This is a genomic window from Desulfomicrobium baculatum DSM 4028, assembly GCF_000023225.1.
Lineage (GTDB): Bacteria > Desulfobacterota > Desulfovibrionia > Desulfovibrionales > Desulfomicrobiaceae > Desulfomicrobium > Desulfomicrobium baculatum.
Genome location: NC_013173.1, coordinates 2638811 through 2662454, shown reverse-complemented (window position 1 = coordinate 2662454; position 23644 = coordinate 2638811). Strand labels below are relative to the sequence as shown.

The window sequence follows — 23644 nt, the reverse complement described above, 5'->3', positions numbered from 1 at the left end:
TGTTAATTTATGTCTGTCAAATTGTCATCTTTGGTATGTATTTTTTTATATAAAGAAAATAAATTAAGATAACTATATTTTAATGTATCAAATTTTTGGAAGGTTGGAGAAAGTTGATTTTTGTTTTCTTTCCGGAGAAAAATTTTTTGGTTTCGGATTCCGACGGCCTGGCCGCCGCCCATTTCGATGGTCACGTCGATGGTCTCGTAGATTTCCTGGTCCGTGTGCCATTCCATCGCAGGGTCATTGCTTCCCGCTTTCGTGTGGGGTAGGCGTGAGAAATAACCGGATTCCGTTTTCGCAGGGTCCGAAACTTCCCTACAGCGAGGAAGCACATGAAGTACATGGGTGAAATGCTCCTGACCCGGACGCCGTTTTCCGAGATCGTCATGGGCAACACGGCCCTGGTGCGGGCCATGATCGAGGCCGGAACGCGCGTGGTCACATCCTACCCCGGCTCCCCGACGCCGGAGATCGCCACGGCCATCCACGCTATTCCGTCCGAAAAGCGTCCCTTCCATTTTGAATTCTCCACCAACGAGAAGGTGGCCACGGAGGTTGCGCTCGGCGCATCCCTGAACGGCTATCTGTCCACGGTCTTCTTCAAGAGCGTGGGGCTGAACGTCGCCGCCGACTCCTTCGTGCAGCTGTCGCTTTTGAACCTCATCGGCGGCATGGTCATCGTGCTCGGCGACGACCCCGGCGCCAACTCCTCCCAGAACGAGCAGGACAACCGCCACTACGCGGCCATGAGCTACACGCCGCTCCTGGAGCCGGCCAACCCGGCCGAGGTTTACGCCTACTACAAGGAGGCGGCCTCCCTGGCCCGGGAACTGTGCCGACCCGTCATCCTGCGGCTGACCACCCACGTCTGCCACGCCAAGGCGAAGGTGTCCTTCGCTGGTTGGACGCCGGCCGAGCCGGATAACGACCCGCGCTTCGACGCCGCCAACGGCCCCTACATCCCGCTGACCGTTGCCGTATTCCCCAAGAAGCGCATGGCTCTGGAGAACCTGCGCAAGGCGGACGCGTGGGTGGATGAACGCGGTCTGCACACGGTCACGGATCACGGCAGCCCGAGGGGGATCATTCTGTCGGGCATGGTCGCCTTGTCTGTGGCCGACGTGCTGGAGGGGCTGGCCGACCGGCCAGACGTGCTCAAGCTGGCCATGCCGTATCCCATGCCCGTCCGGGTCGTGGCCGACTTCCTGGCCGCTCACGAGGAGGTGAAGGTTCTGGAAGAGCTCGACGACACCCTGGAGAAAGACATCAAGGCCATGGCCTTTGACCGGGGCCTGACGACCAGGATCATCGGCAAGCAGGACGATGGGGACTGGATCGGCGAGTACACTGCGGACAAGGTTCGCGACATCCTGCACCGCGCCTGGCCGGACATGGTCCCGCCCCGCAAGGCGGCGATGGAGCCTCTTGTCCCAGTGCCCGCGCGGCCGGCGCAGATGTGTCCTGGCTGCGGCCATCGCAGCGCCTTCCACGCCATAAAAAAGGCCCTGCCCGAGGGCACCATCACCGTGGCCGACATCGGTTGCCACACTCTGGGTTTCATGGAGCCGTACCGCATGGGCGAGATACTGCTGTGCATGGGCGCGTCCACGAGCATGGGCGCCGGCCTGACCCTCTTCAACGACACGCGCAAGGTCGTGGCCTTCCTGGGCGACTCGACCTTCTTCCACGCCGGGTTGCCGGGCATCGTCAACGCGCTCTTCAACCGGCACAACCTGACCCTGGTGCTGATGGAGAACGGCACCACGGCCATGACCGGCCACCAGGACCACGCGGCCTCGGGGCACAATTTCAACGAGCCGACCGATGCCATTCCGGTGCGGCAGGTGCTGGAGGGGCTCGGGGTCAAGCATGTCTTCGAGACCGACACCTACAAGCAGGCCGAGTTGACGGACCTCATGCGCCAGGCCCTGGCCGTGGACGCCTTCAGCGTGGTCATCGCCCGCCATCCCTGCATGCTGCTCTTCACCCGCAATCAGCGTCGCAAGAGCGGCTACGTGGACCGGCACGTGACCATCGACCAGAAGCGCTGCACCCGCATCCACACGTGCGTGCAGGACTTCGCCTGCCCGAGTTTCATCCGGGCCGCCGACGGAAGCGTGACCGTGAACCCGGAGCTGTGCATCGGCGACGGCTCCTGCATGCAGACTTGTGCGAACACGGCCATCACCCGTTAAGGAGCGCTCCATGAACATATTCAATATCCATCTATGCGGCGTCGGCGGGCAGGGTATCGGCCTTTTGAGCGAGATCATTCTGCGTGCGGCCGACCACGCCGACCACGCGGCCAAGGCCGTCGACACCCACGGCCTGGCCCAGCGCGGCGGCATCGTCGTGTCCCAGATCCGGCTTGGCAAAGCCGCACACAGCCCCATGATTCCCGAGGGCGAGGCGGACCTGGTCGTCGGCCTCGAACGTCACGAAGCCTTGCGCTCCATGCAGTCCGCCCTGAAGGACGGCGGCGCACTCGTCTATTACGACACCGTGCTTCAGCCCCTGCCCGTGCGTCTCGGCGCGGCGGCGGAAATCTCCGGCGATGACGTCGCCCGGGTCTCATCCGCGCGCGGTATCACGAGCCATGCGGTCATTCGTCCGGACATCGCCGACCCACGCATGCAGAACATCGCCGTGCTGTCCGTCATCAGCCGGGAAGGGCTCATACCCGGCGTGACGGCGGAGCATTACGAACAGGCCATGGACGACCTGCTCAAGGGCGTGGTGCTTGAGGCTAACCTGCGGCTTTTCCGCGGGGACTGAGTCGCGTGCTCTCAGAGCAGCAGGCCTGGCACCAGGGGTAGCGTCAGTAGGGCGATGAGGGCATGTCCGGCGGCAGGTCCGTTCCGGTTGTGCAGAATTCGTGGGCGCGGCCAATTTGTGAAAGGCCCTTGTGCAATATGCTGCGTGTATTATTCTGACAAGAATGGTCCGATTTGAAGGCTCAGATCTATTTTCGCGGAATCATGAAACTTATGGGTTCAAGCATGGCAGTTGCTATGAAGCGCCCCGAGATTATCTTGCCGGAGGATCATGATGAGGATTTACCTGACTTGTTTGGCCATCTGGGGCCTTGCGGCGGTGCTGGTTTTTGCGGGCACGGCTGCATACGCCGGGGATGAAGGCTGGCCGGAGCAAAGCGTGCTGAACGGGTATCTGGAGGAGGGAGCACGCGCCAATCCGGGCCTGCAGGCCGCCTTCGCCCGCTTCGACGCCGCCCTGGACAAGGTCCCGCAGGCGCGGGCCTGGCCCGATCCGAGGCTGTCTTTTGGGGTCTTCACCGTCCCCGTCGAGACGCGCACCGGCCCCCAGCGCATGCGTTACGGCGTGTCCCAGATGCTGCCCTGGTTCGGCAAGCGCGAGCTGAAGGCCACGGTGGCCGAGCGCGAGGCCGCGGCTCTGCTCGCTCAGGCCCAGGGGGTCAAGCTGGCTCTTTTTCGCGAGATAGAGGCCGCCTATTTCGAATACGCCTATCTTGGCAAGGCGCTCGAATCCGCCCGGGAAGAGCTGGAGATCCTGAAGTATTTCGAAGCGTTGGTTGAGGCCAGATACACCGTGTCCACAGCCACCTACGCAGATTTCACCCGCGTCCAGGTGGAGCGGGCCAAGGCTGAGGAGCGCATCGCCTCCTTGGACGATTACCGACTCCCCTTGTCCGAGCGCCTGCGCACTCTCCTTGGTAGGCCCGCCGGCGAGGTCCTGCCCATGCCCGTCGGCGTGCCGCTCATGGACACGGGCTGGGATGACAAACAAATCACGGCGGCCGTGACGGAACACAATCTGGTGCTGACCGCCCTTGATGCCAAGGCCGAAGCCGCCGATGCCGCCGCAGTCCTGGCACGCAAGGAATTCATCCCCGACCTGACCGTAGGGGTGGAGTCCATCTACACGGACGCCCCGCGCATGGCCGGAGTGGTCAACGAGGGCAAGGACCCTGTGGCCATCACCTTCGGCATCAACCTGCCCTTCGATCAGGAGGCGCGGGAGGCGGCGGTGCGTCAGGCCAAGAATTCCGCCCGGGCGACGCGCCTGGAGCGGGCCGACAAGGTTGCCGGACTTGAGGCCCAGGCCAGCAGGCTGCTTTTTGGCGTCCGCGACGGGTCCAGGCGTCTGGGGCTTCTGCTGGATACCATCGTGCCCAAGGCGCGGCAAAATCTGGAAGCCTCCATGGACGCGTATCAGGCGGGGAAAGCCTCCATGCTGGACCTGCTTACGGCCGAGAAGACGCTCATCGAGCTTAATCTGCAGTATCATCGGGTGCTGACGGACCAGGCCGTGCGCCTGGCGGATCTCGATATGCTGGCCGGGGAGGAGATCCCTCGAAAATTTGTGCAGGCCCCGGCTACGGCCGGGAAGGAACAAGCCCGTGATCTGCGGGTTTCGTTGACAACCCCCGAAGCCTCCAAGTGAGGCAAGGAGAACCATCATGAAAAAGCTCATTCTGCTCTGCGCGGCCGTGACCGCCTTCGCCTTTCTTTCCCTGTCCCAGGCCTGGGCCGCGCCTCAGACCGAATGCCCCGTCATGGGCGGGACCATCAACAAGGAACTCTATGTGGATTACAAGGGCGAGCGGGTGTATTTCTGCTGCGCGGGCTGCCCTGAGACCTTTAAGAAGGACCCTGAAAAGTATATGAAGAAGCTCCGGGACGAAGGCGTGGAGCTGGAAAAGGTCCCGGCCGAAGCTGCTCCGACGGAAAAGAAACAGTAAACCTACTTCGAGGGGTGCATGAACGCGATACTCAGGAAATACGTGGTGTGGGTCGTGGCCGGGTTGCTGCTCGTGGCTTTCGGGCTGGGCACAGGGTACATCCTGTGGGCTCCTTCCGGGTCCGGGCATGACGGACACGACCATGCCGGGCAGGAGGCCGCGGCAGGCGCCCCCTCCACGTCATTGTGGACCTGCTCCATGCATCCCCAGATCAAGCTGCCCGAGGCCGGACAGTGTCCCATCTGTTTCATGGATCTCATACCTCTGGCCATCCCCGACGGCGAAGGACGCAGGACGAGCCTGCGACAGCTGACCCTCTCCGAGGACGCGGCGCGACTGGCCGGCATCCGGGTGGAGGCTGCGCGGCTGACCGATGTCTCCGTGCAGACCCATCTTTTCGGCAAGGTGGCCTACGACGAGTCACGGGTCGGCGTCATCACGGCCTGGATCGGCGGCCGCATCGACAGGCTCCATGTGAATACGACCGGCGAGGTTGTCCGCGCCGGACAACCCATGGCCCTCGTCTACAGCCCCGAGCTGGTGGCGGCCCAGGCCGAACTCATCCAGGCCGTGCGAGCCCGCCAGAGCACCTCCGGCGGCAGCCGCCTCGTCGCGGACGCCGCCCAACGCATGGAGAACGCCGCCCGCGAGAAATTGCGCCTGCTGGGCATGGGCAAGGCGCAGATCGACGGCATGGTCAAACGCGGGACTCCGGCGGACCACGTTACCCTGACCGCGCCGCAGCCGGGTATCGTCATCGAGAAGAAGGTGGTGGAGGGCATGTACGTGCAGACGGGGATGCCCATTTATGCCGTGGCGGATCTCTCGAAGGTTTGGGTGGTGCTCGAAGCCTACGAGTCGGACCTGGTCTGGATGGCCCCGGGCAAGGAGGTCGCCTTTAGTGCCCAGGCCCTGCCTGGACAGGAATTTACGGGCAAGGTCGTTTATGTGGGCACGTCCGTGAACCCGGCCACGCGCACCGTGGAGGTGCGCGTGGAGGTGCCCAACCCCGGACTGGCGCTGAAGCCCGGCATGTTCGTGAGCGCGGTGCAGACGGACGGGCAGGAGGCGCGGTCGCGCGAGCTGGTCGTTCCGGCTTCGGCCCCGCTCATCACCGGGAAGCGCGCCGTGGTCTACGTGGCCGACGCAGAAAGGCCCGGCGTGTACGAGGGACGGGAGGTGGTGCTTGGGCCCCGGACCGACCAGGGGTACGTGGTCCGCAGCGGCATAGCCGAGGGCGAGCTGGTGGTGGTGCAGGGCAATTTCCGCATCGACGCGGCCCTGCAGATCGTGGCCCGGCCGAGCATGATGAATCCGGCCGAGGCCCCGGCCATTGCCGGGGCGCGCTTCGCGGATGTCCCACAGCCCTTCAGCGTCCGCCTGGCGGCCCTGGCCCAGCGCCTCGGGACCGTCGAGGAAGCGGTGGCCGCAGGTGGCCTGGACGCCGTGCGCGGCGCGTATCACGAGTTCGGCAAAACCCTGAACAGCGTGGACGCCGACGCCCTGGACGGCGAGGCGGCCCTGGAGTGGAAGGAGCTGTCCATGCTCCTGTCCAACGACGCGCTCCTTGGTTACGAGTCGCCCACCCCGCGCCGCGCCGTCCAGGTGTTGGACGACATGCGCGGTCATTTCGCTCGGGTCCGGGCCGCGTTCCCTCTTCATGAACTCGCGGCGAAGATCGAGGCTCCGGCCGGGTTGCGCAGCGCCCTCGACGCCCTTTATGCCGCCTATGTCCCGGTACAGGAAGCCCTGGCCGGCGACGATACGGCCAGGGCCCACGCGGCGCTCATCCTTTTTCGGCAGGCCCTCGGGCAGGCGGACGAGAACGCCCGCCTTGCCGGCGACGGCGAATGGGGACGCTACTCCGAGGCCATCGCCTCGGGTCTTGGCGAGATGGAGCAGGCTGCGGACATGGACGCTTTGCGCGCCGGTTTTTTTCCGCTGTCCGTGGCTATGATCGGAATGGTCGAAGCCTACGGCGCGGGACAGGGACCGGTCTACGAACTCTACTGTCCCATGGCTTTCGGCAATCAGGGCGCGACCTGGCTGCAGAGTGACCCACAGGTCGACAACCCCTATTTCGGGGCCTCCATGCTGCGCTGCGGCGAGGTTAAACGCCAGCTGAAGGACGAGTAGGCATGAGCACGCAGATGTCTTTCATGGACCGCATTATCCGTTTTTGCCTGGATCAGAAGCTTGTCGTCATTCTCGTGGTCTGCATGGCGCTCGGCTGGGGCTTCCTTGTCGCCCCCTTCGCCTGGCACGCGCCCGGCATCGAGCGCGACCCGGTGCCTGTGGACGCCATTCCGGACATCGGCGAAAATCAGCAGATTGTCTTCACGTCCTGGGCCGGCCGTTCCCCCCAGGACGTGCAGGACCAGATCACCTATCCCCTGACCGTGTCGCTGCTGGGCATGCCCGGCGTGAAGACCGTGCGCTCCTATTCCATGCTCGGTTTTTCGACTATCTACGTCATCTTCGACGAGGACGTGGAGTTCTACTGGTCCCGCACCAGGCTGCTGGAGAAGATCAACTCCCTGCCCCCATCCACGCTGCCGTCCGACGTGCGCCCGACCCTGGGCCCCGACGCCACGGCTCTGGGCCAGGTCTTCTGGTACACACTGGAAGGCCGGGACCCTGAGGGTCGTCCGACGGGCGGATGGGATCCCGACGAGATCCGCACCGTGCAGGACTGGTACGTCCGCTATGCCCTGACCTCGGCCGAAGGCGTGAGCGAGGTGGCCAGTGTGGGCGGCTTCGTGCGCGAATACCAGATCGAGGTCGACCCCGACGCCATGCGCGCGGCGGGCGTCAGCCTGCCTGAAGTCGTCGGCGCCCTGAAGATGGCCAATCTGGAGGTGGGCGCCGGGACCATGGAAGTCAACCGCGTGGAGTACGTCATTCGCGGCATCGGCTTCATCAAAAATCTCGATCAGATACGCACTTCCGTCATCAAGATGCGCGACTCCCTGCCCATCACCGTGGACGACGTGGCGCACGTCAGCTTCGGCCCGGCGAACCGTCGCGGCCTGCTGGACAAGGGCGGGGTGGAGGCGGTCGGCGGCGTGGTCACGGTGCGCTACGGAGAAAACCCCCTGGCGGCCATCGACGCGGTCAAGGCCGAGATCGCCCGCATCGCGCCCGGTTTGCCGGAGAAGATCCTGGCCGACGGCACGCGTTCCAAACTGACCATCGTGCCGTTTTACGATCGCGCGGGCCTTATCCACGAGACCCTCGATACGCTGGGCACGGCCCTCTACCAGCAGATTCTGATCACCATCATCGTGGTCCTGGTGCTGGTCATGCACCTGCGCAGTTCCTTTCTCATCTCGGCGCTTCTGCCCATGGCCGTGATGATGTGCTTCATCGCCATGAAGCAGTTCAAGGTGGACGCCAACATCGTGGCCCTGTCGGGCATCGCCATCGCCATTGGGACCATGGTCGACATGGGCATCATCATCTGTGAGAGCATCCTGCAGAAGATGGACTCATCCCCTGAGGACACGCCCATGAGCCGGGTGGTCTTCGAGGGGGCATCCGAGGTCGGCAGCGCCGTGCTCACGGCCGTGTCCACGACCATCGTCGGATTTCTGCCTGTCTTCTTCATGACCGGGGCCGAGGGGAAACTGTTCGGTCCGTTGGCCTATACCAAGACCTTCGCCCTCGTCGCTTCGATCATCGTGGCGCTGACCATCCTCCCGGCGGGCGCGGCCCTCATTTTTCGCCGTCGCTCGGTGCGACCGTCGCTGTGGTTCGTTGCCGCGCTGGTGGTCGCCGGTCTGGTCGTGGCGGTCTGGAAATCCGTCTGGATAGGGACGGCTCTGGTTGCGGCCGGGCTCTACCGCCTGATTTACGACCGCCTGTCCACATCCTGGCAGACCCGGCTGCGTTGGGGCACGAGCTTCGGATTGGCCCTTGCCGTGGCTGTGTTTCTGGCCCTGGACTGGCTGCCGCTCGGGCTTGAGAAAGGACGGACGGTCAACACTGTTTTCGTGCTCGGACTCATCGCCCTCTTGCTGGGTTTCTTCCAGCTTTTCAGTAGGTCCTACGGCTGGTTGCTGAACGTTTTTCTGCACTACAAGGCGCTTTTTCTCGTCATTCCGGTCTTTCTGACCCTGTTTGGCGGTGTGGTCTGGCTCGGGGCGGCGCCGTTCTTGGCGCTTATGCCCGAGGGCCTGCGCACCAGCAGTCCCATGGTGGCCTTCGTCCATGCCTTTCCGGGCCTGGGCAAGGAGTTCATGCCGCCGCTGGACGAAGGTTCCTTCCTGTACATGCCCACCACCATGCCCCACGCCTCCCTGGGCGAGGTCAAGGAACTCCTGGCCTTGCAGGACATGTCCATCCAGGCCATCCCGGAAGTGGACAGCGCCGTGGGCAAGCTCGGCCGCGCGGACTCGCCCCTGGATCCGGCGCCTGTGTCCATGGTCGAGACCGTCATCAATTATAAAAACGAGTATCTGCTGGACGGGGATGGCAGACGCCAGCGCTTTGTCTGGCACGAGGATGCCAAGGACTATTTCCGCGACCCGGCCGGCAAGCCCGTTCCCGCGGCCGACGGGATGCCGTACCTGGTGCGTGGCTGGTTCGAACGCGACGATCAGGGCCGGCTCATTCCCGACGAGGATGGGCAGCCTTTGCGTCTCTGGCGGCCCGCCCTGGACCCGGACCTGAATCCCGGGCGCGCGGCCTGGGACGGGATCAGGTCTCCCGAGGATATCTGGGACGAGATCGTTAAGGCCGCCGATGTGCCGGGCATGACCTCGGCCCCGAAGCTGCAGCCCATCGCCGCGCGCATCGTCATGCTGCAGTCCGGCATGCGCGCGCCCATGGGCGTCAAGATCAAGGGGCCGGACCTGCGGACTATCGAGTCCGTAGCCATGGAGGTGGAACGGCTGCTCAAGGAAGTGCCCATGGTCCAGCCTGCGGCGGTGGTGGCGGACCGTATCGTGGGCAAGCCGTATCTTGAGATCGTGCCGGACCGTGAGGCCATCTCGCGTTACGGCATCATGCTCGCAACGGTGCAGGAGATCATCCAGGCCTCCGTGGGCGGCATGGTGGCGACCACGACCATCGAGGGCCGCGAGGTGTATCCCATCCGGGTGCGCTATATGCGCGATCTGCGCGACTCTGCCGAGAGCCTGGAACGCATCCCGGTTCCGGCCGCCAGCGGCAGGCAGATCCCGCTGGGACAGCTGGCCGAGATCCGCTACGTGCGCGGCCCCCAGGCCATCAAGAGCGAGGACACGTTCCTCTTGGGCTATGTGCTCTTCGACAAGAAACCGGGCTATGCGGAAGTGGACGTGGTCGAGTCGGCCAAGGCGTATCTGGAGCAGCAGCGCGTTGACGGCAAGCTGGTCATTCCGGCGGGAGTGACCATTGAATTCGCGGGGAGCTACGAGAACCAGGTGCGGGCCCAGAAGAAGCTCATGGTCGTTCTGCCCGTGGCTCTCATGCTGATCGTCATTATCCTCTATCTGCAGTTCGGGTCCATCGCGACCACGCTTATGGTCTTCTCGGGCATCTTCACGGCCTGGTCCGGAGGGTTCACCATGATCTGGCTCTATGGGCAGGAGTGGTTTCTCAACTTCCATGTGGCCGGCGTGGACATGCGCGAACTCTTCCAGGTGCACCCCATCAACCTGAGCGTGGCCATCTGGGTCGGTTTCCTGGCCCTCTTTGGCATCGCGTCCGACGATGGCGTGCTCATGGCCACCTTTCTGGACGAGAGCAAGGCGCGTTTCAGGCCCGATTCCATAGCATCTATCCGGAACATGGTTCTGGAAGGCGCGAAGCGCCGCATACGGCCGGCGGTCATGACCTCGGCCACGACCATCCTGGCCCTGGTGCCCATCCTGACCTCGTCCGGCCGGGGTTCGGACATCATGATCCCCATGGCCATCCCGTCTTTTGGCGGCATGGTCTTCGCCATTATCACCGTCTTCGTGGTGCCGGTGCTGTATTGTTGGGTGGAGGAGGTGAAGTTTCGCTTAGGCAGGGCTTGATGTCCCGGCGACCCTGAGGAGGTCTGACGGGACCCGGTGTCTTGAACGGGGATTTGTTTTCCGGAACCTTCGGGGGGCGGGAGAGGTGTCGAATTGAGGCAACCTCGAGCCAATCTTTATGCATGCCTTGAGATTTTCATGGATGTAGGCCACAAGGGCGTAAGACGATGATGCTCAATATACCCAAGGTGTTCTGGAAAAAAACATGAGCGAACAAATTTTCTTTGCGGGCTGCGACGCGAACCATTCGGGCAGTCATGTCTTCAGACCGTCGCGACACGTCGTGGCGTTGCTCGCGTTCATGCTGCTCGTCTTCATCCTGCAAACGCCGCGAACTGCCGTCGCATCCGAACCATCGTCACCCGTCATCTCGGCCGCCGAGATCGATTACCCGCCTTTTTCCATTGTCGATGAAACGGGCCGCGCAGACGGTTTTTCCGTGGAACTTCTGCGTGCCGCCCTGGCCGCCATGGGCCGCGACGTCACCTTCCGCACGGGGCCCTGGGGCGAAGTCAAGGGCTGGCTGGAAAAGGGTGACGTGCAGGTCCTGCCCCTGGTCGGCCGCACGCCCGAGCGTGAAGAACTCTTTGATTTCACCGTGCCTTACATGTCCCTGCACGGGGCCATCGTGGTGCGCTCCGGGACGGAAGATATCCAGAGCCTGGCCGATCTCAAGGGACGGCGGGTGGCCGTCATGCGCGGCGACAACGCCGAGGAATTTTTGCGTCGAGAAGAACGCGGCATACTGATCCAAACCACGCCCAGCTTCGAACAAGCCCTGCACGAGTTGTCCCAGGGACGTCACGACGCCGTGGTCGTGCAACGCCTTGTGGGGCTGCGCCTCATCTCTAAAACAGGACTTGCGAACCTGCGGATCGTCGACAAGCCCATCGAGGGCTTTCGTCAGGATTTCTGCTTCGCCGTCAAGAATGGCGACAGCCACATGCTGGCCTTGCTCAACGAAGGCCTCGCCATAGTCATTGCCGACGGGACCCACCGCCGTCTCCACGCCCGGTGGTTCGCCGCCCTGGAACTGCCGGGACAGCGCCGCCTCATCGTGGGCGGTGATCATCGTTATCCTCCGTTCGAGTATCTGGACGAAAAGGGAAACCCGGCCGGTTTCAATGTCGAGCTCACCCGGATGATTGCCAGGGAGATGGGGCTTGATGTTGAAATCCGTCTCGGACCCTGGGCCGATGTGCTGCGCGATCTGGAGCGAGGCGAAATCGATGCTGTTCAAGGCATGTTCTATTCTGTGGAGCGGGACCGTAAATTCGACTTCACCCAGGCTCACTCTGTGAACAATTACGCTGTTGTGGTGCGACGCGGAGAAAGCGCTCCGCCGGTTTCATTGAGCGATCTCAAAGGCAAGCGCATCGTCGTTCAGAAAGGAGATGTCAGTCACGACTATCTGTTGCAGCGAGGCCTGGAGTCCCAGATTTTCACCGTGGAGAGCCCGGAGGACATGCTTAAGGAACTGGCCGAGGGAAAATATGACTGCGCGCTGGTCCCCCGCATCGTCGCCCTGCACATCATCAAGGCGCGCGCCTGGACAAATCTGCAACTGAGCCAAAATTCGTTTTTTTCACTGGATTACTGCTATGCCGTGCCCAATGGGCATGCGGCGCTTCTGGCGCAGTTCAGCGAGGGGCTGCAGGTTGTCAAGGATTCCGGCGAATACCGTCGTCTCCACGAAAAATGGATGGGCGTGTACGAGCAGCACCCCCCGTCGTTTGCCGCCATCCTGCGCAATCTCGCCATGGTCGTTGCGCCGCTGCTTCTGCTCTTGTTCGGATTTTTTCTTTGGTCCTGGATGCTGCGTAGGCAGGTGAAAAAAAGGACGCGAGAGCTGCAGGAAAGCGAGGAACGTTTCAAAGTCCTTCACAATGCCTCTTTCGGCGGCATCGCCATTCACGACCAGGGCATCATCCTGGACTGCAATCAGGGGCTCTCCGAAATAACCGGCTATTCCGCAGATGAACTGATCGGGATGAATGGCCTCATGCTCATATCCGAAGACTCCCGCGATATGGTTATGAGCAATATCCTGTTTGGAGACGACGGCCCCTATGAGGCGTTGGGCCTTCGCAAAAACGGGGAAGAGTATCCCGTCCGCCTCGAAGCACGTAACATCCCATATAAAGCAAAGCATGTACGGGTTACGGAGTTTCGGGACATAACCGAACAAAAACGGGCTGAAGAAGCTCTGCTGCAGGCAAAGACGCAAGCAGAGACCGCCAACCAGGCAAAAAGCGAATTTCTGGCCAACATGAGCCATGAGATCCGTACTCCCATCAACGGCGTCATGGGTATGCTCCAACTGCTGGAGACCACCCCGCTTGACGCCGAACAGGCCAGCTACATCCACATGGCCACAGAGGCCGCCAACCGCCTGACCAGACTCCTGACGGACATTCTCGACCTCTCCAGGGTGGAGGCCGGCAAGATGGAGATTCGCGAAGCACCCTTCCAGATTCAGGACATCATCGATTCCGTCTCCGGACTTTTCGCCGTCACGGCCAGAAACAAGAACGTGGCCCTGGAATGTCGCTTGGCCCCGGGCATGCCCGAAGTCCTGGTCGGAGATGAAATGCGGGTGCGTCAGGTGCTCTTCAACCTGGTGGGCAACGCCCTCAAATTCACGGAGCGCGGCAGGGTCGTCATGGACATCACGGCCTTGCCCGCAAAGGATGACGGCGACTATCGCGTGCATTTTCGCGTCACGGACACAGGCATCGGCATCGCCGAAGACAGGCTTGGCGACATCTTCGAGCCGTTCCGGCAGGTCGAAAACTCCTTGACCCGAAATTACCAGGGCGCCGGACTGGGCTTGTCCATCGTGCAACGGCTGGTTGGCCTCATGGGCGGGACCATCACCATCGAGAGCACCCTGGGTCAAGGCACGAGCGCGCATGTCGTCCTGCCCTTCAAGACACAGGGAGATTCGTCAGCAGGCGCCGCCGAAACATTTTTCACCGGGTCTGGCGACAGACTGCACGTGCTCCTGGTCGAGGACGACCCGTCCAACCGCCTCCCGATCCAGAAGCTCCTGGAAAAGGCTGGACATGAGGTGCTTCTGGCCGAAAACGGCCGGCAGGCTTTTGAACTGCTGGCCGCAAGCGATATCGACTGCATCCTCATGGACATCCAGATGCCCGTCATGGATGGGATCGAAGCGACCCGCATCATCCGCGAATCCGCCGCCCTCGGCCCCAAGAAGGACGTCCCCATCATCGCCCTGACGGCCTACGCCATGGACGGAGACAAGGAGAAGTTCCTGGCCGCCGGCATGAACGGATATGCGGCCAAACCCGTAACGATCGAGAACCTCCTGCAAAAAATGGATGAAGTGCTGGCAGGGCGGCGGCGTTAGGGAAGCGGGCGCACTTGCCTGGCGCCGGACAGTTTCCCCGATGCCAGGCCAAGCATCCAGCGTGCATGAAAGCAGGTCGACTTCATCACGATGGCCTACCTGACCGCGACCCCAATTCGGAGCATGCTTCATGAATTCCATATCAGGCGTCGATGAACCGAATCACTCTTATCGGCGTGAAAAGTCCGAATGTCCCGCCTGAAGCACAAAGGGTGCGATGCGGTTAGGATTTGATGATGTGATGATTTTCTTCCGGAAAACAGAAATCGGGTGAAAACGGATGTATTTGCGGCTTGACAAAATGGATGGTTTTGGATGTATAAACGGGTATGCTTATCATCGATACCCTTGATATTACGCCGGAACTCCTTGGTCTTGTTGCAGAAATCGACGAATTTAAAGGCGCGTGGAAAGCTCTGGGTACGCTGGCCCCGGAGCGGCTTTCCGCCTTGCGACGGATTGCGTCCATTGAAAGCATCGGCTCTTCCACCCGCATCGAGGGCAGTAGGCTCTCCGACAGCGAGGTGGAGAGGTTGCTGGCAAATCTTTCCATCCGCTCCTTTGCCACGCGCGACGAACAGGAAGTGGCCGGATATGCGCAAACCATGGAGCAAATTTTCCAGTCCTGGGAATACATTCCCCTGACGGAAAATCATATCCGTCAGCTTCATCGGGACGTGCTGCGCCACAGTGATAAAGACGAACGCCACCGAGGCAATTACAAATCCTCCCCGAACAACGTCGCCGCCTTTGATGAGAATGGGCAACAAATAGGCATCGTCTTTGAAACCGCCGCTCCCTTTGATACGCCCCGCCTCATGCGTGAGTTGGTCGAGTGGACAAACGCCGCGCTGGAAACTCGAAGCCTGCATCCTCTGCTGGTCATGGGGATCTTTACAGTGACGTTCCTCGCGATCCATCCCTTTCAAGACGGCAACGGCCGTTTGTCCCGCATCCTGACCTCGCTCCTGCTGCTGCGCTCTGGCTATGCCTACGCGCCGTACAGTTCGCTTGAAAGCGTCATCGAGAACAGTAAAGAAGGCTACTACCTCGCTCTGCGTCAGACACAGGCGACCATTCGCACCGATGCCCCTGACTGGAAGCCCTGGCTGTTGTTTTTTCTACGCGCTCTGCATCAACAGATGAAACGGCTTGAAAAGAAGGTAGAGAGAGAGCATCTCGTGCTGGCCGCATTGCCGGAACTTTCCCTGCGCATTCTGGAGCACGCCCGTGAACATGGCCGGGTAACGCTGAAAGAAATGGTCATCCTGACCGGGGCCAGCCGGAACACCTTGAAAGATCATTTTCGCAAGCTGGTGGAAATAAGGCATTTGACCATGCAGGGTCAGGGCAGAGGGGTGTGGTATAGGATCGGCTGAAAATCCATGATTACGCAATTTCAATCGATGAAAAGAAAAAGCCCCGAACGTTCGCTCGGGGCCTAAGGTGTTGTTTCCCGGAACCTCCGGGGGGGCGGGATGAATCCCGTTATGGTCGAAAGTGGCGTCCCCAAGGGGATTTGAACCCCTGTTATCGGCGTGAAAGGCCGGTGTCCTGGACCGAGCTAGACGATGGGGACGCATGGTGGCTGGGTGACTTAGATTCGAACTAAGATTGACGGAGTCAGAGTCCGCTGTCCTACCGTTGAACGATCACCCAGCAGCGAAAAGTCTCATTAGGGAAAGAGTTATTGGCTGTCAAGATCGCAAAGTGGCATCTCTCACCACGTGGCTCCGGGCAAGAGATCGGGGCTGTATATGGTCTTGAGCACGAGGATGTCGGCGTCCGAAAAGATGCTGTTCTTTTCTTCCTGGGCCTGCTTTGAGTTGAGAACCGTGCTCAGGGTTGCCTTGGGGTGGGTCATGATGCCCAGGGCGTGCATGAGTTCGTGGCGGACAATCCAGAGTTTTTGTCCGCCCGAGGTCTGAAAGTTCAGATGCAGGACGATGTCGGCCTTTTTGATGATCCCGCCATTTGAGGCCAGCAGGGTGAAGCCCCGGATGCGGTCACCAACCTCCTGCCAGCCTGCCATGCCCTGGGAGCTTTTGGTCACCGCCTCCTGCCACTCTTCCCTGGAGTCGGTCAGGTAGAATCGCACATTGGCCTTGTTCATGGAGGAAACCTGCTTGAAGGACAGATGGGGGATGATGCGGCGCATTTCGTTTACGACCGTATCTATATAATACTGTCCTTCAAGGCGATCCTTGCCTCCGATCCAGAACAGCACCGGCTCCTCGAAGCGCGTGATTGTCCCGCTCGGGATGTAGTCGCGCAGGATCGCGTCCGTGTCGGCCCGGGCTGACGCGGAGGTGAACAGCAGAAAAAGGGCGATAAGAAAGAGGGCGTGCTTGCTCATTCGTTTCCTTTGATATCGGGTTTGGGGATATCGAGTTTTGGGATGTCGAGCTCCGGGATATCGAGCTCCGGGCGGAAATGCCTGACGTAGGCCCGGTAGCAGGACGTTACCGGCGAGGAGGGATCCATGCAGGGGAGAAGGTTGCCGAGGATGTCTGGTTTCGGTGCCGCGGGCCGGGGCGGGAATTTTGGCAGCAGAGACGTGTCCAGGGCGGGGCGGCCGGCCATGAGCTCGATCTGCACTTTTTGAAAATAGGCGTTGCCCAGAAAACTGTTGGCCTTGTCCAGGATGTTTTGCGCAAAGTAGGAAAATTCCTGCATGACCATGGAGTTGGTCGCCCCAAGCAGCATGGTGGTCTTCCGGTGCCCCAGGGGACGGATCATTTCGGCGATCTCAGGCCCGAGGATTTCGGGCCAGTGCCGCCACAACCGTGCTATGGCCAGCTCCAGCGCGGCCTCGGGCGTACCGAGGACCATGCCGAGCGCCTCGGACGCGGAGCGTACTTTCTTTTCGCGTTTGTGCATGTGACCTGCCTAACCATCTTGCCTGCGCCCGGCAAGACTGGTTCTTGACCTTTAAGATGGGGGCATGTAGGCGAGCCTATATCAGGATATCTTGATATATAAAAATAACCACAAGCGTCATTCATGAAACTACTGACCCAGACCAAGGCCCTGGCCGATGAAACCAGGCTTCGCCTGATCGGCGTGCTGGCCGCGCACGAACTCAACGTGGGCGAGATCGTGCAGGTTCTGGACATGGGCCAGTCGCGCATTTCGAGGCATCTCAAGATTCTCATGGACGCCGGGCTGGTGGTTTGTCAGCGCCATGGCTTGTGGGCCTTCTATTCGTCTTCCGCGGCCAACGGTTCCAGGGCGCTCCTTGCGGCGGTGCTGGAAGGGCTCAAGGGCTTGCCCGAGCATCAGCAGGATCTGGACCGAGCCGCGCAGGTCCTGAACGATCGCAGGCTTTCAACGACCCGCTTTTTTGATGGCATCGCTTCGGACTGGAACCGCCTGAGCCGCGAAATGCTGGGTGATTTTGCGCTGGGGCCGGCCATCATGAAGCGTCTTGCCGCCTCTGAGATGGAGAAGGGCACCGTGGTCGACCTGGGCTGCGGACCGGGACTTCTGCTCGGGCATCTGGCCGGCGCGGCAGATTGTGTCATCGGCGTGGACAACTCTGCGCGCATGCTTGACGCGGCGGCCAAGCTCCTGCCCGAGGGGCTCGAGGTCAGCTTGCGCATCGGCGATCTTGAGCACCTGCCCCTGCGCGACGGGGAGGCGGACGCGGCCATCATGTCGCTGGTGCTGCATCATCTGGCCGCGCCCCAGGACGGCATCGCCGAGATGGGCCGGGTGGTCCGGCCCGGTGGCCAGGCCGTGCTGGTGGATTTTCTGCTGCACGACAACGAGACCCTGCGCACACGCTATGGCGACCGCTGGCTCGGGTTTTCCCAGAACGACCTCCAGTTGTGGCTGGAAAAGGCCGGTTTTCAGGAGCTGGCCTGCGAGCGCCATCCCGTCAACCTGGGGCTGACGCTCATGGTCGTCACCGCCCGCCGCGAAGAATTTTCAATGTAACATCAGGTGGCCACGGCCACATTCAAGGAAAGGAGAAATCATGACATTACCCATTGACCCAAAGCTTGATAACAAGGTCGCCGACATGAGTCTGGCTGACTGGGGCTCCAAGGAAATGCAGCTGTCCGAGCGCGAGATGCCGGGGCTGATGGCGCTCATCGACAAGTACGGCAGCGACAAGCCGCTTCAAGGCCTGCGCGTGACCGGCAGCCTGCACATGACCATCCAGACGGCCATGCTCATCAAGACCCTGCATGCCCTTGGCGCTGACGTGCGCTGGGCCTCCTGCAACATTTTTTCGACCCAGGATCATGCCGCGGCCGCAGTGGTGGCCGAGGGCCTGGCCAAGGTCTTCGCCTGGAAGGGCGAGACCCTGGAAGATTACTGGTGGTGCACGGAGATGGCTCTGACCTGGCCCGACGGAACAGGACCGGACCTCATCGTCGATGACGGCGGAGACGCCACCCTGCTGGTGCACGAAGGCGTGAAGGTCGAGAAGGACCAGTCCCTTCTTGCCCGCACCACGGATAATAAAGAGTTCCGCTGCGTGCTCGATCGCCTGATCCTGAGCGCCAAGACCGATCCCCAGAAGTGGACCAGGATCGCGGCCCGCATCCGTGGCGTGTCCGAGGAGACCACCACCGGCGTGCATCGCCTCTACCAGATGGCCAAGAACGGCGAACTGCTCTTCCCGGCCTTCAACGTCAACGACTCCGTGACCAAATCCAAGTTCGACAATCTTTACGGCTGCCGCGAGTCCCTGGCCGACGGCATCAAGCGCGCCACGGACATCATGGTCGCGGGCAAGGTCGTGCTGGTCTGCGGCTACGGCGACGTGGGCAAGGGCTGCGCCCAGTCCATGCGCGGCTTCGGCGCGCGCGTGCTGATCACCGAAGTCGACCCCATCTGCGCCCTGCAGGCGGCCATGGAAGGCTACGAGGTCACGACCATGGCCAAGGGCTGCCTGGAAGCGGACATCTTCGTCACGGCCACGGGCAACTACCACGTCGTGCGCGCCGAACACATGCAGGTCATGAAGGACGAGGCCATCATCTGCAATATCGGCCACTTCGACAACGAGATCGACATGGGCTTCCTGGAGAACACCCCCGGCTGCACCAAGATCACCGTCAAGCCGCAGGTGGACAAATGGATCCTGCCTTCCGGCAAGAGCCTCATCGTCCTGGCCGAAGGGCGTCTGGTGAACCTGGGCTGCGCCACGGGGCACCCCAGCTTCGTCATGTCCAACTCCTTTACCAACCAGGTTCTGGCCCAGCTCGATCTGGCCAAGAACACCTACGAGCCCCAGGTCATGACTCTGCCCAAGATTCTGGACGAGGAAGTGGCCCGCCTGCACCTGGCGCGTCTGGGCGTGGAGCTTGAGACCCTGTCCACGGAACAGGCCGATTATATCGGAGTACCCGTGACAGGTCCGTACAAGTCCGATCATTATCGCTATTAACAGCCTCCCTATCAAAGAAGGAGATTTTTCATGATTCTCAATGCCGATCACTATCTGTTTACTTCCGAATCCGTGACCGAAGGCCACCCGGACAAAATCGCCGACCAGATTTCCGACGCGGTGCTCGATTGCCTTCTGGCCCAGGACCCCCGCTCGCGCGTGGCCTGCGAAACCCTGGTCACCACCGGCATGGCCGTCATCGCCGGTGAGATCACCACCGAGGCCTACGCCGACCTGCCCGAGATCGTGCGCTCAACCGTACGCGAGATCGGTTATGTCAGCTCCGATATGGGCTTTGACGCCAACACCTGCGCCGTGATCTCTTCCATCGATAAACAGTCCCCTGACATAGCCATGGGCGTTGACCGCGCCAAGCCCGAGGATCAGGGCGCGGGCGACCAGGGCATGATGTTCGGCTACGCGACCACCGAGACCAGCGCGCTCATGCCCGCGCCCATCTACTACGCTCACGGCCTGAGCCGCAGGCTGGCCGAGGTGCGCAAGAGCGGCATCCTGAGTTTCCTGCGCCCGGACGGAAAGACCCAGGTCTCCGTTGAATACCACAAGGGCAAGCCCGTGCGCATCGACAACGTGGTCGTATCCTCCCAGCACACTCCCGAGGTGACCTACGAGGAGATCTTCGAGGGCATCAAGCGCGAGGTCATTGCCAAGGTCATGCCTGCGGACATGATGGACGAGAAGACGCGCATCTACATCAATACCACCGGCCGTTTCGTGGCCGGCGGCCCCTTGGCCGACTGCGGCCTGACCGGGCGAAAGATCATCAACGACACCTACGGCGGCATGGGCAACCACGGCGGCGGCGCCTTCTCCGGCAAGGATCCGTCCAAGGTCGACCGCTCCGGTGCCTACATGGCTCGCTACGTGGCCAAGAACGTGGTCGCCGCCGGGCTGGCCGGGACCTGCGAAGTGCAGATCGCCTACGCCATCGGCGTGGCCGAGCCGGTCTCCGTGCTGGTCACCACCGGAGGCACGGGAGTGGTGCCCGACGAGGTGCTGACCAAGGCCGTGAAGGAGGTCTTCGACCTGCGCCCCTATTACATCATCAAGCGTCTGAACCTCATTCAGCCCATTTACAGGAAAAGCGCCTGCTACGGCCATTTCGGCCGCGAGGATTTCGTCTTCCCCTGGGAAGTGACCGACGCCATCGCCGATCTGAAGACCGCCGCCAAGATCTAGGCCTTTGCCGATTTGTCGCGCGGGGGCGGGAGAGTGCATCTCTTCCGCCCCTTTTTGTTGGCGGCACTCTTGACCGAGGTGGCCGAGAGGGACAAGAAAAGCCATGTCCTCGCCTACAAAGAACCCCACCGTACGCACGCCCACGGACGCCATTCTTGAGAGCATCTCCGATGGGGTATTCACCGTCGATCCCCAGTGGCGCATCACGTCCTTCAATCGGGCCGCCGAAGAGATCACCGGGGTGCCGCGCTCCGAGGCCATCGGGCGGCTGTGTTCCGAGGTTTTCCGCTCCAGCCTGTGCGGCGACAACTGTCCCCTGCAGAGCACGCTTCAGAGCGGCAAGCCCCGCATCGGCACCTGCGGATACATCATCACGGCCCAGGGGGACCGCATCCCCATCAGCGTGTCCACGGCGGTGTTCCGCGACGAGAGCGGCCAGGTCATGGGCGGGGCCGAGACATTCCGCGATCTTTCGGAAATCGACGCGCTCAAGCGCGAGCTCGAAGGCCGCTACCATGTCGGCGAGCTCTTCAGCCGCAGCCCGCGCATGCACAAGCTCTTCTCCATGCTGCCCGCCATCGCCGCCAGCCCGAGCACAGTCCTGCTGACCGGAGAGACCGGCACCGGCAAGGAGCTCTTCGCCCGCACCATCCATTCCCTGAGCGCTCACGCCGGCGGGCCTTTCATTGCCGTCAACTGCGCGGCCCTGCCCGACACCCTGCTTGAATCCGAACTCTTCGGCGTCAAGGCCGGGGCCTACACCGGGGCAACCCGCGACCGGCTCGGCCGCTTTGCCCAGGCCCGGGGCGGGACAATTTTTCTGGACGAGATCGGGGAGATCAGCCCGGCCCTGCAGGTGCGCCTTTTGCGCGTATTGCAGGAGCGGACCTTCGAGCCGCTCGGCTCCTCCGGAACCGAATCCACCGACGCCCGCGTCATCGTGGCCACCAACCGCAACCTGACGGAGCTGATTCGGGCTGGTGAATTCCGCGAAGACCTTTATTATCGCATCAATGTCATCCGGCTGGAACTGCCCCCCTTGCGCGAGCGTAAGGACGACCTGCCCCTCTTGGTTGAGCAGTTCATCCGTCGCCTCAATCGCATCCAGGGCCGCACGGTCACGGGCATCAGCACCGAGGCACTGTCTTTGCTCATGGCCCATGATTGGCCGGGCAACATCCGGGAGCTTGAGAACAGCATCGAGCGGGCCTTCGTGCTGTGCGGTGAAGGATGCATCGATATCGACCATCTGCCGGACGAACTGACACTTCTTGCCCCGCGCGGACATTTCGCCGCAGGCCGCACCATGCACGACATGCTCGACAGGCAGGCCATCCACGCGGCCCTGGAACATAATGATTTCAATCGATTGGCCGCAGCGCGGGAGCTCGGCATCCATAAGACCACGCTTTTTCGGCGCATGAAGCGTCTTGGCATGGCCCTGCCTGAACGCGACGGCCGATCTCCCGCAAAAGAGTAGCCGGCACGCTACTCTTTTGTCTGCTTGTGGTGCGCTCCTGCTCCTCTCATTCTTTTAGTCTTTGCGCGTAAATTCAGTATTATCAGCTTGTTGCTTCTTCTTTGCGACTGGTTGTCCGGCGGCACGGCTCATGCTTGGCAACGGATAAAGAGGAGCTGGAATGTCGCGCATCGCTTTGCACCACTGGCAGGGTCGTATCGCGCCGGTCTTTGACGTCGGCGGGCGCATCCTTGTGCTGGCAGAAGGGAACCGCGAGCGGGAAGAACATGTCCTGCTGCGCGGCGAACCTTTGCACAGGGCCGAGGATCTGCTTCGCCTGGACGTCGGAACGCTTCTCTGCGGGGCCATTTCGCGGCCCATGCAGGAAGCGCTCGCGGCCGGCGGGATAAAGGTTGTCGGTTTCGTGGCAGGGGATGTGGAGCAGGTCATTGCGGCCTGGGAACGTGGCGATCTGGATGAAACTTTTGACATGCCGGGCTGTCGGGGCAGGGGCCACGTCCGCAAAAGAGGCATGCGGCGAACAACAACTAACCGCGCATCGTGGAGAGAGTGAATGGAGAATATGGAAAATAACGCCCCAAAGGCCGGTTCGTGCGATTCATGCAAGGATTCCAGCTGTTCGGCAGCCAAGCGCGAACAGAACGAGAACGATCAGGATTTTGAAGACCGTCGGGCTCTGCAATCCCGGCTGTGCCACATCGGACACAAGATCATGGTCATGTCCGGCAAGGGCGGCGTGGGCAAGAGCACCGTGGCCGTGAATCTGGCCATGGGGCTGATGCTCGCGGGCAAGAAGGTCGGACTTCTCGACGTCGACATCCACGGACCCAGCGTGCCGACCATGCTCGGTCTGGAAGGGGCGAACATCGAAGCCGGTCCCGACGGACTCATGCCGGTGGAGCTCGGGCATTTGAAGGTCATATCCATGGGCTTTCTGCTGCGCAACCCCGACGATGCCGTGATCTGGCGCGGCCCGGTCAAAGGCAATGTCATCAAACAGTTTTTGAAGGATGTGGCCTGGGGCGATCTGGATTACCTGATCATCGACGCACCTCCCGGCACCGGTGACGAACCGCTTTCCATCTGCCAGCTCATCAATCCCATCGACGGGGCCGTGGTGGTAACCACGCCGCAGCGGGTGGCGGCCATGGATGTGCGCAAGTCCATCACCTTTTGCGCTCAGGTCGGCATGAAGGTGCTGGGCGTGGTCGAGAACATGAGCGGATTCGTGTGTCCCAAATGTGGGGAACTGACCCACATTCTGCGCTCGGGCGGCGGGCGGCTCATGGCCGAGGACATGGGCGTTCCCTTTCTCGGCTCCATCCCCATCGATCCGATGGTGGCCGAATCGGGCGACATGGGGCAGGCATTCGTCATGCATCACTCCGCAAGCCCCACGGCTGAAATCATGCGCAGCGTGGTCGCGCCTTTGCTGGAACTGCCGAGCGTGAAACAGAACCTCTGA

General features: G+C 61.7%; 17 protein-coding genes and 2 tRNA genes. 14 read left to right on the top strand and 5 right to left on the bottom strand.

The genetic code is table 11. The features are described 5' to 3' along the window. Positions 1–2: 2 nt before the first annotated feature. The gene (locus DBAC_RS19085) at positions 3–194 is read right to left on the bottom strand and encodes a hypothetical protein (RefSeq protein WP_143890915.1); all 192 of its coding nucleotides are present in this window, start codon (positions 192–194) and stop codon (positions 3–5) included. 141 nt (positions 195–335) lie between these two features. Between DBAC_RS19085 and DBAC_RS11610 the strand changes: the two genes are divergently transcribed. The 8 genes from DBAC_RS11610 to DBAC_RS11570 all read left to right on the top strand — a co-directional run bounded on the left by DBAC_RS11610 (position 336) and on the right by DBAC_RS11570 (position 15477). Further along, positions 336–2198 (top strand): thiamine pyrophosphate-dependent enzyme, encoded by a 1863-nt coding sequence (locus DBAC_RS11610; protein WP_015774485.1) that lies wholly within the window; start codon positions 336–338, stop codon positions 2196–2198. 10 nt (positions 2199–2208) lie between these two features. After that, positions 2209–2778, top strand: a complete 570-nt coding sequence (locus DBAC_RS11605; protein WP_015774484.1) for a 2-oxoacid:acceptor oxidoreductase family protein — start codon at positions 2209–2211, stop codon at positions 2776–2778. Positions 2779–3048: 270 nt separating this feature from the next. Next, the gene (locus DBAC_RS11600) at positions 3049–4425 is read left to right on the top strand and encodes a TolC family protein (protein ID WP_081434428.1); all 1377 of its coding nucleotides are present in this window, start codon (positions 3049–3051) and stop codon (positions 4423–4425) included. A gap of 16 nt (positions 4426–4441) precedes the next feature. Then, complete coding sequence (locus tag DBAC_RS11595) at positions 4442–4723, top strand: YHS domain-containing protein (protein WP_015774482.1); 282 nt, start codon at positions 4442–4444, stop codon at positions 4721–4723. Positions 4724–4741: 18 nt separating this feature from the next. Further along, positions 4742–6859 (top strand): efflux RND transporter periplasmic adaptor subunit, encoded by a 2118-nt coding sequence (locus tag DBAC_RS11590; protein ID WP_015774481.1) that lies wholly within the window; start codon positions 4742–4744, stop codon positions 6857–6859. Positions 6860–6861: 2 nt separating this feature from the next. Beyond that, complete coding sequence (locus DBAC_RS11585; protein ID WP_015774480.1) at positions 6862–10725, top strand: efflux RND transporter permease subunit; 3864 nt, start codon at positions 6862–6864, stop codon at positions 10723–10725. Positions 10726–10930: 205 nt separating this feature from the next. Beyond that, positions 10931–14098 carry a transporter substrate-binding domain-containing protein gene (locus tag DBAC_RS17970; RefSeq protein ID WP_015774479.1) on the top strand — a complete coding sequence of 1056 codons (3168 nt, stop codon included), beginning with the start codon at positions 10931–10933 and terminating at the stop codon, positions 14096–14098. Positions 14099–14427: 329 nt separating this feature from the next. Next, a complete protein-coding gene (locus DBAC_RS11570; RefSeq protein WP_015774478.1) occupies positions 14428–15477 on the top strand; it encodes a Fic family protein in 1050 nt (349 codons plus the stop codon). Between the two features lie 122 nt (positions 15478–15599). Here DBAC_RS11570 and DBAC_RS11565 read toward each other — a convergent pair. From DBAC_RS11565 to DBAC_RS11550, 4 genes are all read right to left on the bottom strand, one after another. Further along, positions 15600–15677: transfer RNA gene (locus tag DBAC_RS11565), tRNA-Glu, on the bottom strand. A 6-nt stretch (positions 15678–15683) separates the two neighbouring features. After that, positions 15684–15757: transfer RNA gene (locus tag DBAC_RS11560), tRNA-Gln, on the bottom strand. A 61-nt stretch (positions 15758–15818) separates the two neighbouring features. Next, the gene (locus DBAC_RS11555) at positions 15819–16454 is read right to left on the bottom strand and encodes a DUF2927 domain-containing protein (RefSeq protein WP_015774477.1); all 636 of its coding nucleotides are present in this window, start codon (positions 16452–16454) and stop codon (positions 15819–15821) included. Beyond that, on the bottom strand, positions 16451–16978 hold the full coding sequence (locus tag DBAC_RS11550) for a DciA family protein (protein ID WP_015774476.1): 528 nt from the start codon (positions 16976–16978) through the stop codon (positions 16451–16453). Before DBAC_RS11550 ends, DBAC_RS11555 begins: the two co-directional genes overlap by 4 nt. Positions 16979–17101: 123 nt before the next feature. Here DBAC_RS11550 and DBAC_RS11545 point away from each other — a divergent pair, with 123 nt between their 5' ends. The 6 genes from DBAC_RS11545 to DBAC_RS11520 all read left to right on the top strand — a co-directional run bounded on the left by DBAC_RS11545 (position 17102) and on the right by DBAC_RS11520 (position 23644). Further along, positions 17102–18037 (top strand): ArsR/SmtB family transcription factor, encoded by a 936-nt coding sequence (locus DBAC_RS11545; RefSeq protein ID WP_015774475.1) that lies wholly within the window; start codon positions 17102–17104, stop codon positions 18035–18037. A 40-nt stretch (positions 18038–18077) separates the two neighbouring features. Then, the gene (ahcY, locus tag DBAC_RS11540) at positions 18078–19499 is read left to right on the top strand and encodes an adenosylhomocysteinase (RefSeq protein ID WP_015774474.1); all 1422 of its coding nucleotides are present in this window, start codon (positions 18078–18080) and stop codon (positions 19497–19499) included. Positions 19500–19529: 30 nt separating this feature from the next. Then, positions 19530–20699 (top strand): methionine adenosyltransferase, encoded by a 1170-nt coding sequence (gene metK, locus DBAC_RS11535; protein ID WP_015774473.1) that lies wholly within the window; start codon positions 19530–19532, stop codon positions 20697–20699. A 103-nt stretch (positions 20700–20802) separates the two neighbouring features. Continuing rightward, the gene (locus DBAC_RS11530; RefSeq protein ID WP_015774472.1) at positions 20803–22179 is read left to right on the top strand and encodes a sigma-54 interaction domain-containing protein; all 1377 of its coding nucleotides are present in this window, start codon (positions 20803–20805) and stop codon (positions 22177–22179) included. Between the two features lie 160 nt (positions 22180–22339). Continuing rightward, on the top strand, positions 22340–22732 hold the full coding sequence (locus DBAC_RS11525) for a NifB/NifX family molybdenum-iron cluster-binding protein (RefSeq protein WP_015774471.1): 393 nt from the start codon (positions 22340–22342) through the stop codon (positions 22730–22732). Next, positions 22733–23644: an Mrp/NBP35 family ATP-binding protein gene (locus tag DBAC_RS11520; RefSeq protein ID WP_015774470.1), complete on the top strand. Its 912-nt coding sequence runs from the start codon at positions 22733–22735 to the stop codon at positions 23642–23644. It abuts the gene before it with no gap.

Coding starts and splice junctions, on each gene's coding strand:
- DBAC_RS11530 (WP_015774472.1), top strand. CDS start 20,803: ATGTCCTCGCCTACAAAGAACCCCACCGTACGCACGCCCACGGACGCC.
- DBAC_RS11555 (WP_015774477.1), bottom strand. CDS start 16,454: ATGAGCAAGCACGCCCTCTTTCTTATCGCCCTTTTTCTGCTGTTCACC.
- DBAC_RS17970 (WP_015774479.1), top strand. CDS start 10,931: ATGAGCGAACAAATTTTCTTTGCGGGCTGCGACGCGAACCATTCGGGC.
- DBAC_RS11545 (WP_015774475.1), top strand. CDS start 17,102: ATGAAACTACTGACCCAGACCAAGGCCCTGGCCGATGAAACCAGGCTT.
- metK (WP_015774473.1), top strand. CDS start 19,530: ATGATTCTCAATGCCGATCACTATCTGTTTACTTCCGAATCCGTGACC.
- ahcY (WP_015774474.1), top strand. CDS start 18,078: ATGACATTACCCATTGACCCAAAGCTTGATAACAAGGTCGCCGACATG.
- DBAC_RS11525 (WP_015774471.1), top strand. CDS start 22,340: ATGTCGCGCATCGCTTTGCACCACTGGCAGGGTCGTATCGCGCCGGTC.
- DBAC_RS11600 (WP_081434428.1), top strand. CDS start 3,049: ATGATGAGGATTTACCTGACTTGTTTGGCCATCTGGGGCCTTGCGGCG.
- DBAC_RS11590 (WP_015774481.1), top strand. CDS start 4,742: ATGAACGCGATACTCAGGAAATACGTGGTGTGGGTCGTGGCCGGGTTG.
- DBAC_RS11570 (WP_015774478.1), top strand. CDS start 14,428: ATGCTTATCATCGATACCCTTGATATTACGCCGGAACTCCTTGGTCTT.
- DBAC_RS11595 (WP_015774482.1), top strand. CDS start 4,442: ATGAAAAAGCTCATTCTGCTCTGCGCGGCCGTGACCGCCTTCGCCTTT.
- DBAC_RS11585 (WP_015774480.1), top strand. CDS start 6,862: ATGAGCACGCAGATGTCTTTCATGGACCGCATTATCCGTTTTTGCCTG.
- DBAC_RS11610 (WP_015774485.1), top strand. CDS start 336: ATGAAGTACATGGGTGAAATGCTCCTGACCCGGACGCCGTTTTCCGAG.
- DBAC_RS11550 (WP_015774476.1), bottom strand. CDS start 16,978: ATGCACAAACGCGAAAAGAAAGTACGCTCCGCGTCCGAGGCGCTCGGC.
- DBAC_RS11520 (WP_015774470.1), top strand. CDS start 22,733: ATGGAGAATATGGAAAATAACGCCCCAAAGGCCGGTTCGTGCGATTCA.
- DBAC_RS11605 (WP_015774484.1), top strand. CDS start 2,209: ATGAACATATTCAATATCCATCTATGCGGCGTCGGCGGGCAGGGTATC.